The 15,877-nt window shown below is 70.1% G+C and carries 12 protein-coding genes; 4 read left to right on the forward strand and 8 right to left on the reverse strand.

The features are described from left to right. Positions 1 to 19 precede the first annotated feature (19 nt). The 3 genes from KIK06_RS14135 to nrdR form a co-directional block, all read right to left on the reverse strand. Entirely contained in the window at positions 20 to 436 is a 417-nt protein-coding gene (locus tag KIK06_RS14135; RefSeq protein ID WP_017597853.1) for a hypothetical protein, read from the reverse strand. Positions 437 to 527: 91 nt separating this feature from the next. Continuing rightward, the gene (locus KIK06_RS14140) at positions 528 to 4,556 is read right to left on the reverse strand and encodes a vitamin B12-dependent ribonucleotide reductase (RefSeq protein WP_268643488.1); all 4,029 of its coding nucleotides are present in this window, start codon (positions 4,554 to 4,556) and stop codon (positions 528 to 530) included. A gap of 59 nt (positions 4,557 to 4,615) precedes the next feature. Further along, positions 4,616 to 5,089 (reverse strand): transcriptional regulator NrdR, encoded by a 474-nt coding sequence (gene nrdR, locus KIK06_RS14145; RefSeq protein WP_026127463.1) that lies wholly within the window; start codon positions 5,087 to 5,089, stop codon positions 4,616 to 4,618. Between the two features lie 648 nt (positions 5,090 to 5,737). Here nrdR and lexA point away from each other — a divergent pair. Continuing rightward, positions 5,738 to 6,454: a transcriptional repressor LexA gene (gene lexA, locus KIK06_RS14150; protein WP_017597850.1), complete on the forward strand. Its 717-nt coding sequence runs from the start codon at positions 5,738 to 5,740 to the stop codon at positions 6,452 to 6,454. Positions 6,455 to 6,548: 94 nt separating this feature from the next. After that, positions 6,549 to 7,622 carry an alpha/beta hydrolase family protein gene (locus KIK06_RS14155; protein ID WP_268643489.1) on the forward strand — a complete coding sequence of 358 codons (1,074 nt, stop codon included), beginning with the start codon at positions 6,549 to 6,551 and terminating at the stop codon, positions 7,620 to 7,622. 22 nt (positions 7,623 to 7,644) lie between these two features. On the opposite strand, the gene KIK06_RS14160 is transcribed toward KIK06_RS14155, so the two are convergent. The 3 genes from KIK06_RS14160 to leuS all read right to left on the reverse strand — a co-directional run bounded on the left by KIK06_RS14160 (position 7,645) and on the right by leuS (position 11,479). Further along, positions 7,645 to 8,283, reverse strand: a complete 639-nt coding sequence (locus tag KIK06_RS14160) for a hypothetical protein (protein ID WP_017597848.1) — start codon at positions 8,281 to 8,283, stop codon at positions 7,645 to 7,647. Further along, on the reverse strand, positions 8,280 to 8,891 hold the full coding sequence (locus KIK06_RS14165) for a hypothetical protein (protein WP_268643490.1): 612 nt from the start codon (positions 8,889 to 8,891) through the stop codon (positions 8,280 to 8,282). The genes KIK06_RS14160 and KIK06_RS14165 overlap by 4 nt, the downstream gene beginning before the upstream one ends. Before the next feature lie 92 nt (positions 8,892 to 8,983). Further along, positions 8,984 to 11,479 (reverse strand): leucine--tRNA ligase, encoded by a 2,496-nt coding sequence (leuS, locus tag KIK06_RS14170; RefSeq protein WP_268643492.1) that lies wholly within the window; start codon positions 11,477 to 11,479, stop codon positions 8,984 to 8,986. Positions 11,480 to 11,827: 348 nt separating this feature from the next. Between leuS and KIK06_RS14175 the strand changes: the two genes are divergently transcribed. Further along, positions 11,828 to 13,384 carry a long-chain-fatty-acid--CoA ligase gene (locus KIK06_RS14175; protein ID WP_017597846.1) on the forward strand — a complete coding sequence of 519 codons (1,557 nt, stop codon included), beginning with the start codon at positions 11,828 to 11,830 and terminating at the stop codon, positions 13,382 to 13,384. A 98-nt stretch (positions 13,385 to 13,482) separates the two neighbouring features. Here the strand turns inward: KIK06_RS14175 and KIK06_RS14180 are convergent, their stop codons facing one another. Further along, on the reverse strand, positions 13,483 to 14,379 hold the full coding sequence (locus KIK06_RS14180) for a carbohydrate ABC transporter permease (protein ID WP_193789744.1): 897 nt from the start codon (positions 14,377 to 14,379) through the stop codon (positions 13,483 to 13,485). 170 nt (positions 14,380 to 14,549) lie between these two features. Between KIK06_RS14180 and KIK06_RS14185 the strand changes: the two genes are divergently transcribed. Then, positions 14,550 to 14,837, forward strand: coding sequence for a hypothetical protein (locus tag KIK06_RS14185; RefSeq protein WP_017597844.1), 288 nt, complete (start codon positions 14,550 to 14,552; stop codon positions 14,835 to 14,837). Positions 14,838 to 14,884: 47 nt separating this feature from the next. Here KIK06_RS14185 and KIK06_RS14190 read toward each other — a convergent pair whose 3' ends face one another. Next, positions 14,885 to 15,763, reverse strand: a complete 879-nt coding sequence (locus KIK06_RS14190) for a carbohydrate ABC transporter permease (RefSeq protein ID WP_017597843.1) — start codon at positions 15,761 to 15,763, stop codon at positions 14,885 to 14,887. Positions 15,764 to 15,877 lie beyond the last annotated feature (114 nt).

Raw genomic sequence — 15,877 nt, forward strand, 5'->3', positions numbered from 1 at the left:
CGTGTGGGCCGTGGCCAGGTCACTGCGCCTCCCCCACGAGCCAGTCGCGCAGCTGCCCATCACTGCTGAGGCTGATCAGCTGGACCAACCCCCAGTTCTCCCGGTGGTTGGGAGCGTCGAGCAGGTGGTCCTGCCAGTCCTCCGCGTACTCCCTCAGGGCACCGACCATCTCGCTGAGGGCCTCGTCGAAGGACCCCCCGTCAGCGGCGACGGGCAGTCCCGGAATGAACACGGACCAGCCTTCGGCCTCGGACACCACCTGCGCACGGGACGGGGTGACCGTCGCGAGGCAGTGGCGCAGTCTCTCGACGTCCACGACGGCGGTTCTGACCGACTCCCGCCGGACCGTGGCGACCCGACCGCTCTCCGCCGCGTCCAGGAGGTTCTTGAGGTGGGTGCGAGCCTCGGTGTAGCTGTCGTAGTGCACGGATGCCATGGCGGAACCTCCATCAGAGCGGGCTCTCAGACTGCCACCAAGGGTTGAGTACGCCAAGTACGCGAAGTACTTATCCCTCGAACGCACGCGGTCAGCTGCACCCGCTGGTGGCGCCGCAGCCCTCGCAGGCGTAGCAGCTACCGGACGGACGCATCTTCGTGCCGCAGGTCATGCACAACGGGGCGTCCGCGACGAAGCCCTGCTGCCGCTCCATCAGCTCGGTGCTGGAGTGCGGCTCCTCGGGGTCCGGCCCCTCCTCAGCGGCGGGCGGCGCGCCGGTGTCCCGGGAAGCGTCGTCCCGGGCCGCCCGGGTGGCGGCCGACTGGGCGAGCGACTCCACCTCGGCGGCCACCTGGGACGGGTCCTCGCCCTCGGCCCGGGCCCTGCGCTCGTCGGCCGAGAGCACGCCCAGGGCGGCGCGTTCCTCGTAGGGCAGGTGGTCCAACGCGAGGCGGCGGAAGATGTAGTCCATGACCGACTGCGCCATGCGGACGTCCGGATCGTCGGTCACACCGGCCGGGTCGAAGCGCATGTTCGTGAACTTCTCCACGTAGGTCTCCAGGGGGACCCCGTACTGGAGCGCGATGGAGACGGCGATGGAGAAGGCGTCCATCACCCCCGCCAGGGTGGACCCCTGCTTGCCGAGCTTGAGGAACACCTCGCCCAGACCGTCGTCAGGGTAGGAGCCCGCGGTGATGTAGCCCTCGGCGCCGCCGACGGAGAACGAGGTCGTCTCGCTGGGGCGCTTCTTGGGCAGACGGCGGCGGACCGGGCGGACCTCCTCGGCCGCCGGGGGCTCGGCCGCGCTTCCCGCGTCCCCGGCGGCGCGGGTGGACAACGGCTGCCCGACCTTGCAGTTGTCCCGGTAGACGGCGAGCGCCTTGAGCCCCCTGCGCCAGCCCTCCAGGTAGAGGTGCTCGAAGTCGGCGACCGTGGCCTCCTCCGGGACGTTGACCGTCTTGGAGATGGCCCCGGACAGGAAGGGCTGCACGGCGGACATCATGCGGATGTGGCCCATCGGCTCGATGTAGCGGCGGCCCATCGCGCAGTCGAACACCTCGTGGTGTTCGGGGCTCAGCCCGGGCGCGTCCACGACGTGGCCGTGCTCGGACACGTACTCGACGATCGCCTCGATCCGCTCGTCCTGGTAGCCGAGGGTGCGCAGGGCGCGCGGCACGGCCTGGTTGACGATCCGCATGGACCCGCCGCCGGCCAGTTTCTTGAACTTGACCAGCGAGAAGTCCGGTTCGATGCCGGTGGTGTCGCAGTCCATCATGAAGCCGATGGTTCCCGTGGGTGCGAGCAGGCTCGCCTGGGCGTTGCGCCAGCCATGCCGTTCCCCCAGGCGCAGGCATCGCGCCCACTCCCGGGTGGCCGCCTCGTGGATCGGCTCCTCCAGTGTGCCGACGGTGCGCAGGTCGTCGTTGGCGGCGGCGTGCTTGCGCATGACCCGCTGGTGCGCCCGGGCGTTGCGTTCGTACCCGTCGTAGGGTCCGACCGCCCCGGCCAGTTCGGCGCTACGGCGGTAGGCGGTCGCGGTCATGAGCGAGGTGATCGAGGCGGCGACGGCACGGCCGCCGTCGGAGTCGTAGGCGTGGCCGGTGGCCATCAGCAGGGCGCCGAGGTTGGCGTAGCCGACACCGAGCTGGCGGTAGGCACGGGTGGTCTCCCCGATCCGCTCCGTGGGGAAGTCGGCGAAGGCGACGGAGACGTCCATCGCCGTGAGAACCAGCTCCGTGAGCCGGGTGAACGTCTCCACGTCGAAGGTGCCGTCCTCGCGCAGGAACCTCAGCAGGTTGATCGAGGCGAGGTTGCAGGAGGAGTCGTCCAGGTGCACGTATTCCGAACAGTTGGCCACAACAGTGCTACCCACGATGTAGGAGTGGTTGCGGGGTTCGGTCAGGTTGTAGGTCGTCTCGAACCCCTGGGACTCGCGGGAGACCAGACGGACCGAGCTGTCGGTGTTGTACACACGACGGAAGTCCAGAGCGTCCTGGAGCCTGTCGCTCTTGCTCTCGATGGTGAAGTTGACGAGAGCGGAGAAGTCGTACAGGAACCTGCTGGAGATCCGCAGATCGACGAACGGACCATCGCTTCCGTAGGTGACGGCGCTGCCGTCCTTGCGCACATAGGAGAACGTGTCCGGCTTGCCGTCGGAGGTCTTGTAGACGCGGCTGGCGATCCCGAAGGGAGCGAGCAGTTCCTGTACCTCGCGCGCGAGCCGCTCGGAACGGGTGCTCAAACCGACGTAGCGCGTCCCGTTGGGCTGGTCGACCGCACAACCGTCGGCGTCGAACAGCCCTCGGAGGAACTCCAGGACCGTGTCCTCAGGTGCCTCGAAGAGCGACGCGGGAACGCACTTGTCCGCCGCGCGGCCTCCGAGTCCGAGGGCACGCACGAACGCCGCCATCGCCTGACGTGTGACCCTGAGCTGCTGGGTCCCGTTCGGTTGGCGGCTGGGCTTGCTGCGGCGCCCGGTGAGGCGTTCGATCAGAGCCTGGTGACGGGGGAGCACGGACTCCTGTTCCTCGGCGGTGCCGTAGACGGTCACGACACTGGCCTCGCCGACCGACCCGTCCCCCACGAGCCAGCCGAGGTAGTGGGCGAGGTCCGCGTCCTCGTCCCACTTCTCGGGGAGGGTGAGTGGGGTCGTGCCAGGCCTCTCCGACGCCGAACGGGCGGCGTCCAGCGCGGCTCTGGGAATCTGGCGAACGGGGTTGGAACGAGGAGCGTACCGGAAGGAGCGGACGATGCGGTCGTCATTTCCCAAGTCCTGCGCCCGGACCCATCCCCGGTTGCTGGTCCACACACGATGACTGGGCGTACAGCGCAGAGCCGAGCCGTCGGAGAAGCGCAACTCGACGATCTCGTTGGTCCCGGTGACCATGTACCGGGTGGGTACCGTGGCCACGACCGAGTCACACGTCTCCCCGGCAGCCGTGACGTCGTTGGTGTAGACCGAGAAGGACTCCCCCCGGGCGGCACGCTCGACGAGCTGACCGATGGGGATGTGCCCCCGGTCGGTCAGTACCCGCTGATCCGCCGGGAAGCACGGGTTGCTCGCGCTGATCCGGCCGGTCTCCGGGTTGGTGTGCCAGTCCTGGATGGCCCCGTCGTACTGGATGCCCGGATCGGCGCACTCCCAGGCGGCGCGGGCCATGCGGTGGAACAGCTCCCCGGCGTCGACGGTGGCGATGACCTCGCCCGTCGTACGGGAGGTGAGACCGAAGTCGGCGCCGCTCTCGACCGCGCGCATGAACGCGTCGCAGACCCGGACCGAGTTGTTGGCGTTCTGGTACTGGACGCTGAACATGTCGGCGCCGCCCAGGTCGACGTCGAAGCCCGCGTCGCGCAGGGCGCGGATCTTGTGCTCCTCGTGCGCCTTGGTCTCGACGAACTCCTCGATGTCGGGGTGGTCGACGTCCAGCACGACCATCTTGGCGGCCCGACGGGTGGCACCGCCGGACTTGATCGTCCCGGCCGAGGCGTCGGCGCCGCGCATGAAGGAGACCGGCCCCGAGGCCATGCCGCCGGAGGAGAGCGGTTCCCGGCTGGAGCGGATGCGGGACAGGTTCACACCCGCGCCGGAGCCGCCCTTGAAGATGATCCCCTCCTCCTTGTACCAGTCGAGGATCGACTCCATGGTGTCGTCGACGGAGAGGATGAAGCACGCCGAGACCTGCTGCGGTGAGGTCGTGCCGACGTTGAACCAGACGGGCGAGTTGAAACTGAACAGCTGATGGACGAGCGCGTACTTGAGTTCGTGGTCGAAGGTCTCGGCGTCCTCGTCCCCCGCGAAGTAACCGTGCGAACGGCCGGTCTCGGTGTAGACCCCCACGACGCGGTCGATGATCTGTTTGAGGCTCCACTCGCGTTCGGGGGTTCCGAGCGCCCCCCGGAAGTACTTGCTCGCCACGATCTGGGTGGCGTTCATCGACCACGAGGTGGGGAACTCCACACCGCGCTGCTCGAAATTGACCGTTCCGTCGCGCCAGTTGGTCATGACGACGTCACGGCGTTCCCATTCGAGGGTGTCGTAGGGGTGGACACCGGGTGTGGTGAGGACGCGCCTCATCCTGAGCCCCTCGGGGCCCGTCTGGTCACTCGTGCTCTTCGTCATGACGGCATTCCCCCCGAGAACGCGTCGACGGCACGGCTCCCGGCCGTGCGGTGGAGGTGTTACTCCCCGTCCGCGCCGGACCCGACCTCGTGGTCCTGGCGCAGGCTGGCGATCTCGGCCTCGAAGTCGGCGAGGCTCTCGAAACCGCGGTAGACGCTGGCGAAGTGCAGGTAGGCGACCTCGTCGAGTTCGCGCATGGGACCGAGGATGGCCAGTCCGATCTCATGCGCCGGCACCTCGGCCAGTCCCCGGCTGCGGATCTCCTCCTCGACCCGCTGGCCGAGCTTGGCGAGGGCGTCCTCGGAGACGGGGCGGCCCTGGCAGGCTCTGCGCACCCCGGCGATGACCTTGGTGCGACTGAAGGGCTCGGTGACGCCGGAGCGCTTGGCGACCATCAGAAGGACGGTCTCCTGTGTGGTGAATCTGCGCTCGCACGCGGGGCAGGACCGGCGGCGGCGGATGGCCGCACCGTCGTCGGTGGACCTGCTGTCGATCACCCGGGTGTCCGGATGGCGGCAGAACGGACAATACATCCCTGTTCACCTGCTTCCCTCGCGACGACCCGCACATCCACTTAACCACAACTTCTGGGCTTCCACCCCACCAACACACCCAGATGTTGTGGTCGAACCTCAACGACCACGGATGAGGCCGCGACCTTCGACGAACACGCACCCCGTGCGCGCCCGGGCGGCCGCGCACGGGAACACGGACACCGACGCTCGGAGGGGGAGGGGATCGGCGGACGACCCGCAGGGGGTGGACCGGGCCGCCCGAAACCCACTTCCCAGGGTACCGCCGACGCGCCGCCCGACCGCCGCGGACGGGCCGCCCGGAAAACGCGATCGCCGCCCCCGCAGGCGATCGCGCACGAACACCGACGCGGGGCGACCGGGCCCGCTCGTACACGGGCGCGCTCGTGTTGGCGCATTCCCGGGACACCGGGACGGGTACACGTGTACACGTAAGTGGAGGCCAGGAATTGACCGCGAAAACGCGCGAGCAATTGTCCGCAGCCTCGAACGCTTGTTTGATATCACCGTCAGCAACGACTAATGTTGACGTTGATTTCACTCCGGTTTCGCCGTCACGTGGACCCCAGGGTCGGCGCGGTCGCGGATCGGACGTGGCCAGTCACACAAGCAGGCCCTGACCGAACCGAACGCCGAGGAGGCCCGGCCGTGCCGGAGGAGAATCCCGGAACCACCACCGTCCTCTCGCCCGTGGGCGATGCGGACGGGCCGACGCCCGACGCTCCCAAACTCACGGCGCGTCAGCAGAGCGTGCTGAACTGTATCCAGCGGTACGTAAGGGAACGCGGTTTCCCGCCCTCGATAAGGGAAATCGGCGACGCCGTCGGCCTGTCCAGCCCCTCCAGCGTGGCGCACCAGCTCAAGGTGCTCCAGCGCAAGGGCTACCTGCACCGCGACCAGAACCGCCCCCGCGCCGTCGAACTGCGCACCCCCGGCCGCTCGTCCGGCGCGAAGGCGGACCCCGCGGAGTTCACCGCCGACGCCTCGCGTGCCGCCGCCGTGCCGCTCGTCGGCCGGATCGCCGCGGGTGGTCCGATCCTGGCCGAGGAGTCCGTGGAGGACGTGCTCTCCCTCCCGCGCCAGCTGGTCGGAGAGGGACGGCTGTTCATGCTCACCGTGGTCGGCGACTCGATGACGGACGCCGCCATCACCGACGGCGACATGGTCGTGGTCCGCCAGCAGCAGGACGCCAACAACGGCGACATCGTGGCCGCCCTGCTGGACGACGAGGCCACGGTCAAGGTCCTGCGCCGCGAGGACGACGGCCACGTGTGGCTCCTGCCCCGCAACGAGGCCTACGAGCCCATCAACGGGGACGACGCCACCATCCTCGGCAAGGTCGTCGCGGTCATGCGCCGCGTCTGACGCCGATCCCGCGTCCCCGGTCCGTCCGCGTACCGGGGACGGACCGGTCACAGGACGGCATACACGGCCTCCGGGCACGCCCTAAGCTGGGGGCGTGTCCACACCCACCACCTCCCCCGCGCACGGCCGCTGGCGGATGCTCGCCGTCGTCGGCGCGACCACCGGCCTCCTGTTCTCCACCGCCTGTTCCGGCGAGGACCCCTCGGTCCCTCCGCCCGGCGTCAGCGGGTCGGCTCGGGACCTGTCGTTCACCGTGGACGGCGCAGAGGTGTTCGCGACGTTCACGGCGCCCTCGGACACCACCGGGACGGTGCCCGCCGCCCTCATCGTCTCCGGCAGCGGCCCCACCGACCGGGACGGCAACGCACCGACGCGACCCGACGCCGACACCAACCTGAACCTCACCCGTGTGCTGGCCGAGGCCGGTGTCGCCTCGCTCCGCTACGACAAGCTCGGCAGCGGCGAGACGGGGGCCGACGGCCTCGACCCGGACGATCCCATCGCCCCGGAGGTGTTCGACCGTCAGGTGGTCGCCGCCTTCGGGGAGCTGCTGGCCCAACCCGAGGTGGACCCCGAACGCACCGTCGTCGTCGGACACAGCGAGGGCGCCCTGTTCGCCCTGCGCGCGCACGAACTCGTGGACGCCTCGCCCGCGCTGGTCCTGGCCGCCCCGCCCGGAACCCGCTACCTGGACCTCATCGACCGCCAGCTCACCGAGCAGATCCGCGTGGGTGAGGCCCGCGGGCAGCTCGATGAGGGCGACAGTGTCACCCTGCTCTCCGACGCCCGCGCGGGACGTGCCGCGCTGCGCGGTGGACGCGCCCTGCCCGACGACCTGTCGCCCCTGTTGGAGACCGTCTACTCCGAGCGGAACTCGGCCTTCCTGACCTGGATCGACGCCTTCGACCCCGTCGACCTCGCCCGGGACGTCCCCGAGGGCACCCCGGTACTGGTGCTGTGGGCAGAGCAGGACGCCCAGGTCTCCCGGGCGGACGTCGACCGCCTCATGAGCGGGTTCACCGACGCCGAACGCGTCGACGTCCCCGACGCCGACCACGTGTTCCGTGAGTTCCGGGACGAACCCGGCGCGGCCGTGCTCGACGCCGACCGCCCCTTCGCCCCGGAGGTCGCCCCCGCGTTGGAGGAGTTCCTCGACGGAGCCTGGTGAGCCGTCTCGCGGGGCGCCCTGGTCAGGCGGGCAGTTCGGCGATCACGGCCCGGGCGAGTTCCTCGGCCGTCTCCCGTCCGTGCTCCGCCTCCGCCGCGCGCGCGACGCCGTAGTCGGCGGCGGCGCCGTAGCAGGTCTCCACGTACAGGTTGGACACGCGGGCTCCCACACAGGCGAACGGGAAGTCGGACTCGTCAGTCCAGCTGACCGCTTCGTCGCCGATACCGTCCACCGCGGTGGTGTCCTGGTTCGCGGTGGTGTTCCGCAGGTTCTCGGCGGCCGTCTCGATCCCGCCCGGGTTGGGCGCGGCGACCATCACCAAGGTCGCGAAGGAGGGCACCGCCTCCCCCGGCCCCTCGGGGGTGGCCCACCGACACTGCCATCCGGTACCGAACGTGTCCTGCTGCCCGCCGACCGGCGCCTCGAGCTCCAAGACATGGGAGGGCACCGACGCGGCGAGGGCCTCGGTCTCTCCCACCGCGCACTCGGGTGCGGCCTCGAAGTCACCCGACTCCAGGGCCTCACGGTTCAGGACGAACCACACACCGCCCGCCACGAGCAGGACCGCCACCAGCGTCAGCGCCACGACACCGGCGATCGCGCATCCCCGGCTCTGAGGCTGGGCCCGCGGGACGACCGGACGATGGCCTTCCGGGTTCACAAGACCTCCACGAGTTGCTCCGCGACCCGCACCGTCAGCTCACGGGCGTCCTCCCGGTCGGCGGGCCCGTCTCCGGAGACACCGGAGTAGGCCACCCGGACCAGCAGATTGTCAGTGTAGAAGGCCAGGTCGGCGGTGCCCTGCGCCCCGTCCGTCCACACGTGCCCCTCGACATCCGACGGGAGCCGGACACCGTCGCTCGTCCGGGGCACCAGAGCCGTCAGAGCCCGTTCGGCGTGTTCGGTACCCGCGACGGGCACTTCCCCGGAGGTGTCGGTGAACAGCGCGGAGAACTCCACCCGCAGCACACCGGGGTCCTCGGCGGTGCCCAGCGAGGTCCACGCGCACAGCGCGGTGTCACCGCCGGGCCGCGGCCCGGACTCGATGGTCTCAGGAACGGCGTCGGGCAGGGCCTCGTCGACCACGGACGCGGGTACGGCGGCGCAGTCGGGGGCGGTGGTGTGGACGTCGTCCGCGCCGGGGACGTCGGGGTCTCCTCCCGCCAACACGAGTCCACCGCCGATCGCCGCGGCGGAGACCAGCGCGGCGCCACACACGATGACGGCACCGCGTACCAGCGGACCACCCGACCTACCGGATGGGGACACCCGGCCACCGCCTCCCTGTCAGTCGTCACCCACTCCGGCGTGTCACACGGAGGCGGCGGTCGCCGAACGCGACCGCCGCCTCCGTTGCCGGATCAGCCGACGACGATGTTCACCAGCTTCGGCGCGCGCACGATCACCTTGCGGATCTGCTTGTCGCCGATGAATCCCTGGGCCTTCTCCGAGGCCAGCGCGAGCCGCTCCAGCTCCGCCGGGTCGATGTCGGGCGCCACGGTCAGCTTGTCCCGAACCTTGCTCTGCACCTGCACCACGCAGGTCACGGACTCCTGGACCAGCAGTTCCGGGTCCGGATCGGGCCAGTTGCCGACGGCGACCGTGCCCACGTGCCCCAGCCGCTCCCAGCCCTCCTCGGCCACGTAGGGCGCGAACAGGGACAGCGCCACGGCCACGAACTCGGCCGCCTCGCGCACGGCCGGGTCGGCCGCGCCGGGGCCGGAGTCGATCGCCTTGCGGGCGGCCGAGACCAGCTCCATGGTGCGCGCGATGGCCACGTTGAACCGGCGCGCCTCCACCAGCGTGGTGACCTGGTCGATGCTGCGGTGCGTGACCCGGCGCAGCTCGGTGTCGCCGGCGGTGGCGTCGGCGCCGGGCGCGCTGGCCGCGCCAGCCTCGCACATCACGCGGAACGCACGGTTGAGGAACTTCTGCGCGGCGGTGCAGGAGACGTCCGCCCAGTCGACGTCCTCCTCGGGCGGGCTGGCGAAGAGCATGGTCAGACGGACCGCGTCGACGCCGTAGGTGTCGATCTCCTGGCCCAGGTCCACACCGTTGCCCAGGGACTTGGACATCGCCCTGCCCTGGTTGATGACCTGGCCCTGGTTGGTCAGACGGCGGAAGGGTTCGGTGAAGCCCACCATGCCCATGTCGTGCAGGACCTTGGTGAAGAAGCGCGCGTACAGCAGGTGCAGGGTCGCGTGCTCCTTGCCGCCGATGTAGTGGTCGACCGGACCCCACTTGTTGACCGCCTCGGTGTCGAAGGGGGCGGTGTCCAGGTTCGGCGAGCAGTAGCGCAGGAAGTACCAGGACGAGTCGACGAACGTGTCCATGGTGTCGGTGTCGCGGTTGGCGGGACCGCCGCAGGAGGGGCAGTCGACCTCCACCCAGTCGGTGGCGGCGGCCAGCGGCGACACGCCCCGGGGCGCCAGCTCGGCGCCCTTGAGTTCGGGCAGCGTGACCGGCAGCTGTTCGTCGGGGACGGGCACCTCACCACAGGAGGGGCAGTGGATGATGGGGATCGGCGTGCCCCAGTAGCGCTGACGGGACAGCAGCCAGTCGCGCAGGCGGTAGTTGACGGTGGCGTCGCCGGTGCCGCGCTCGGCCAGCACCTCGACGATGCGGTTGATCGCGTCGGTCTTGGTCAGCCCGTCCAGCGGCCCGGAGTCGCGCAGCGTCCCCTCGCCCGCCGTGGCCACACCGGTCTCGGCCGGGTGGGGCTCGCCGGTCTCCACGACCACCTTGACGGGCAGGTCGAAGGCCAGGGCGAAGTCGAGGTCGCGCTGGTCGTGGGCGGGCACCGCCATGATCGCGCCGTGTCCGTAGTCGGCCAGGACGTAGTCGGCGGCCCAGACCGGCATGCGCTCGCCGTTGACCGGGTTGACGGCGTGGCGGCCCAGGAACACACCGGTCTTGGGGCGCTCGGTGGCCTGGCGCTCGATGTCGGACAGCTTGGCGACCTCGGCACGGTAGGCGTCGAAGGCCTCGCGCTGCTCGGGTGCGCACAGCTCGTCCGCCAGGTCGGCGTCGGCGGCCACGACGAAGAACGTGGCGCCGTAGAGGGTGTCGGGGCGGGTGGTGAACACGGTCACCGGCTCGTCGCGGCCCTCGATGGCGAAGTGGACGTCGGCGCCGGTGGAGCGGCCGATCCAGTTGCGCTGCATGGCCAGGATCTCGTCCGGCCAGCGGCCGCCGTCCAGCTGGTCCATGTCGTCCAGCAGGCGCTGGGCGTAGTCGGTGATCTTGAAGTACCACTGGTTCAGGCTGCGGCGCACGACGTCGGAGCCGCACCGCTCGCACCGGCCCTGGACGACCTGCTCGTTGGCCAGCACGGTCTGGTCCTGGGGGCACCAGTTGACCTGGCCGTCCTTGCGGTAGGCCAGTCCGCGCTCGAAGAAGCGCAGGAACAGCCACTGGTTCCACTTGTAGTACTCGGGGTCGCTGGTGTGCAGACGGCGCGACCAGTCGACACCGATCCCGTACCGACGGAACGAGGCCGCCTGGGTCTCGATGTTGGCGTAGGTCCACTCGGCGGGGTGCGAGTCGTTCTTGATCGCCGCGTTCTCGGCGGGCAGGCCGAAGGAGTCCCAACCGACGGGGTGCAGGACGTTGTCGCCGCGCTGGAAGCGGTAGCGGCCGATGACGTCGCCGATGGCGTAGGCCTCGGCGTGGCCCATGTGCAGGTCGCCTGAGGGGTAGGCGAACATGTCGACCACGTAGCTGCGGGGCCGGGCGTCGGTCGGGTCCTCGCTGGCCTGGAACGGAAGCTCAGCGGCCCAGCGCGCCTGCCACTTGTCCTGGAGGGCGCGGGCGTCGTAGGTGTCGCCCGTCTTCTGGTCGCCGTCTACCGCTGTCATCGCTGATGTTCCCTTAGCCGGTCTCTGGGTCGGTCGCACGCGGACATGCCGAGCTGGGCCGGGCGTCCACTCGTGCAGTTTCCAGGTTAGCGGTACACGCCCGGGAGCGCAGACGGCTTCGTTCCCCGTGGACGACCTCCGCCAGCGCCTCGCCCGGGCCGGGCCCGGGTGTCCGGGCCGTGAAGGCGACGCGGACCCTGGAATCCCTTTCCGAACACTGTTAGGTTTCGATCCGATCCCCGTTCGCCACACCGACCGGCTGGTTTGTTACTCTGCCGTTCACGTGACGCGGACCACGAGACCCAGACCACACCTGGGTCCGTCACTCACTCGTAGCGGGAGGCCCCCATGCTCAATCTGTCTGTGCTTCTGGAGGACGGCGCCCGATCGGTTCCCGACAAGGAGTGCCTGGTCTTCGGAGACCTTCGCCTCACCTACGCCCTGACCGACATGATCGCCAACCAGGTCGCCAACCTCCTGGTGGCCAGGGGCGTCCGGCCCGGCGACCGCGTCGCGCTCGCCAGCCCCAACCTTCCCTACTTCCCCTTCGTCTACTTCGGAGCCCTCAAGGCCGGCGCCGTGGTCGTCCCCCTCAACGTGCTCCTCACACCGCCCGAGATCGCCTACCACCTGGAGGACTCCGGCGCCAAGGCGCTCTTCGCCTTCACCGGCTCCCCCGAACTCCCCCTGGGCGAGCGCGCCTTCGAGGCCTTCAACCAGGTGGACTCCTGCGAGACCTACATCGACCTGCCCGCCTCCCCGGGCGCCACCGAGTCCGCCATCGAGGGGGCCGAGACGCTCTGGAAGGCCCTCGACGGCCAGCCCGGCACGTTCGAGACGGTGCAGGCCAACTCCGACGACACCGCCGTCATCATCTACACCAGCGGCACCACCGGTAGGCCCAAGGGCGCCCAGCTGTCCCACCACAACCTGATGATGAACGCGATCGTCTCGAGCGACCTGGTCACCGCGCACCCCGACGGCCGGGACGTGTCCCTCGCCGTCCTGCCGCTCTTCCACATCTTCGGTCAGACGGTCATGCTCAACTCGGCCCTGTACCGGCACGGGACCCTGGTCCTCATGCCGCGCTTCGAGCCCGACGAGGCGCTGCGGCTCATGGACGAGGAGGGGATCACCGGGTTCGCCGGGGTGCCCACCATGTACTGGGGCCTGCTCAACGCGGTGCAGTCCGCGGAACCGGGCACCTACGACATCGGCAAGATCGCGGGCAACATCGTCGACGCGATCTCCGGCGGCGCCTCCCTTCCCGGGCAGCTCGCCGAGGACTTCGCCAAGACCTTCGGCGTCGGAATCAAGGAGGGCTACGGCCTGTCCGAGACCTCTCCGGCCGTGGCCTTCAACAACCCCAGGGTCCGGGCCAAGACCGGTTCCATCGGCCTGCCCGTGTGGGGCGTGGAGATGAAGCTGATCGACCCGGAATGGAACGACGCCGGGAACGAGGGCGAGATCGCGGTGCGCGGCCACTGCGTGATGAAGGGCTACCACAACCGGCCCGACGCCAACGCGGAGGTCATCAAGGACGGCTGGTTCCGTACCGGCGACATCGCGCGCCGGGACGAGGACGGCTTCTACTTCATCGTCGACCGGTCCAAGGACATGATCATCCGCGGTGGCTACAACGTCTACCCGCGTGAGATCGAGGAGGTCCTGATGACCCACCCGGAGGTCAGCCTGGCCGCCGTCGTGGGCGTCCCGCACGACACGCACGGCGAGGAGGCCAAGGCCTACGTGATCCGGGAGGCCGACGCCGCGCTCACCGAACAGCAACTGGTCGACTGGGCCAAGGAGCGCCTCGCCGCGTACAAGTACCCCCGCCAGGTCGAGTTCCGCACGGAGCTGCCCATGACCGCCACGGGCAAGATCCTCAAGCGCGAACTGCGCTGACCCTGTTCCCTTCCGCCCCTCCCCGCGCCTCCGGCGGCGTGCGGGGAGGGGTGCGCGCGTCCACGGACCGCCCCCGTGCCCTCCCGCACGGCCCGGGCTCAGCCCTTCACCGCCCCCTGGACGAGACCGGCGACCAGCCAGCGCTGCACGAGGACGAAGAAGACCATCACCGGAAGCGTGATGATCGTGGACGCGGCCATGACGTGCCCCCACTCGTTGGCGTACTGGCCGAAGAACTGGCGCAGCCCCACCGCCACCGTGTACCGGTCGCTCTGCTGCATGAAGGTCAGGGCCAGCACGAACTCGTTCCACGCCACGATGAACGAGAAGATCGCCGTGGCCACCAGGCCGGGCGCGACGAGGGGGAGGAGCACCGACCAGAACATGCGCGGCCACGACGCGCCGTCGATGTAGGCGGCCTCCTCGACCTCCCGGGGCACCGCGGCCACGAACCCGCGCATCATCCACACCGCCAGGGGCAGGGACAGCGCCACGTACACCACGCCCAGCCCCAGCACGGTGTTGAGCATCCGCAGGTCGCGCACCTGGAGGAACAACGGGATGACCAGGGCCTCCAGCGGCACCATCTGCACCACCAGGACGAGCACCAGTACCGACGTCCGGAACCGGAACCGGAACCGCGCCACGGCCACCGACGCCAGCAACGCGAGGAGGCACGCCCCCACGACGGTGATCGAGGCGACCGCCAGCGAGTTACGCAGGTAGAGCGTGAAGTCGCCCTCGGTCATCACGTACGTGAAGTTGTCGAACGTGACGTCCGTCGGCACCAGCGCGCCCGTTCCGGAGGTGCTCCGGTCGGAGAAGGCGCTGACCAGCATGAAGTAGACGGGAAAGAGGGTGAAGGCCAGCAGGACCACCACCCCCGCCGCCCTGCCCGCGCCCCGGAGCCTCCGGGGCGGCCCGCCCCTGCGGCGGGCACGGGCGACGCGGTCGTCCCAACGTCGGTCATCGGGTGCGGCTACGCGCGTGGCCAACACGGCTCCTCTCCCCGGTGCCCCGCACCGGACCTGGTGGGGTGGTGGGCCGCCGGAAGGGGGCCGTTAGACTCCTGCTCTGTTCGTGGAGGGGCGCCCGTGGCGCCGAGGCGAGGGCGAAGGGGTGAGGGCCGTGTCGGCGTGGTCAACGGAGACGGCGGCGTGAGCCCGTGAGCGAGTCCGCCGGTCCCTCCCCCACCGAGGTCGTCATCAGCTGGATCCCGCACGACGCGCGATTCCGCGACAGCGCCGTGCGCCACGCCCTGGCCGACCCCTCCGGACAGCGCCTGTTCGTGTACGTGAACAACCTGGTGAACCGGAGCCACGACGACGGACGCCCTCTGGGGGAGTACGACCTGCGCACGATGGACGCGGTCCTGGAGGACCTGGACCGTCGCCCCCTGGCCGCCGTGGACTGGCGGAGGGTCCGCGAGAAGCTCATCGAGGGGGCCGCCTGACCGAGGTCGGGTCCCCTTCCCTCCCGCCGTTCCCACGGGCCGTCCGGTCATCGCAGCTCGTCCTCCCGGAACAGGGCGCGCAGGTACAGCACGGTGATCCCCAACAGGAGCAGCGTGAGCAGGACCGCGACGGCCGACCCCGCCCCGTAGTCGTTGTGGCCGAAGGAACGCACGTAGGCCCACACGCCCAGGTTCAGCATCCGCGATCCTCCCACGTCCCCTCCGGGCATGAGGTAGATCTGCGCGAACACCTTGAAGTCCCAGATCGTGGAGAGCACGGTCACCACCGCGAACACCGGACGCAGCACGGGGAAGGTGACGTGCCAGAACCGCTTCCAGGCGCCGGCGCCGTCGATCAGCGCCGCCTCGTGCAGGTCCCTGGGCACGGTCATCAGTCCCGCGAGTACCGTGACCGCCACGAACGGGAAGCCGCTGTGCACCACGTTGAGGGTGACGATCGCGTAGAAGGACAGACGGTCGGCGAACCAGTTGTACCCCTCGGGCCCGAGCACGCCGAGGGACGTCAGCGCCTGGGCGACGACGCCGTCGTCGACGTCGAAGATCCAGATCCACACGTAGGTGCCGCTGACCGCCGGCATCGCCCAGGCCACCATCACGCAGGAGACGACGACCACCCGGGTGAGCGGGCGCAGCGTGGACAGCAGCAGCGCCACCAGCGTGCCCAGGACCACGGTCGAGACCACCGCGACCGCGGCGAACACCACCGTGTTGGGCAGGGCGACCCGCCACAGGTACGGATCGCCCAGGAGCGCCGCGTAGTTGTCGAACCCAACGGGGTCGGACTCGCCGGAGACCAGGTTGCGCAGGTGGAAGTCGCGAAAGGACAGCCACACGACGCGCGCGAGGGGGAACAGCAGGAGCGCCCCGACGACCGCCAGCGCGGGCGCGAGCAGCGCCCACGGCATGAGGGTCCTGCGAGCACCCGCGCTCAGGAACGGCGGCCGCCGTCGGCCGCGGCCCCTCGGCGGAGGCGCCCCCTCGGCGTCGCGGACGGTCTCTTTCGCCTCACGCGTGTTCCC

The organism is Nocardiopsis sp. EMB25 (assembly GCF_026797795.1).
In the GTDB taxonomy this organism is placed as follows: Bacteria; Actinomycetota; Actinomycetes; order Streptosporangiales; family Streptosporangiaceae; genus Nocardiopsis; species Nocardiopsis lucentensis.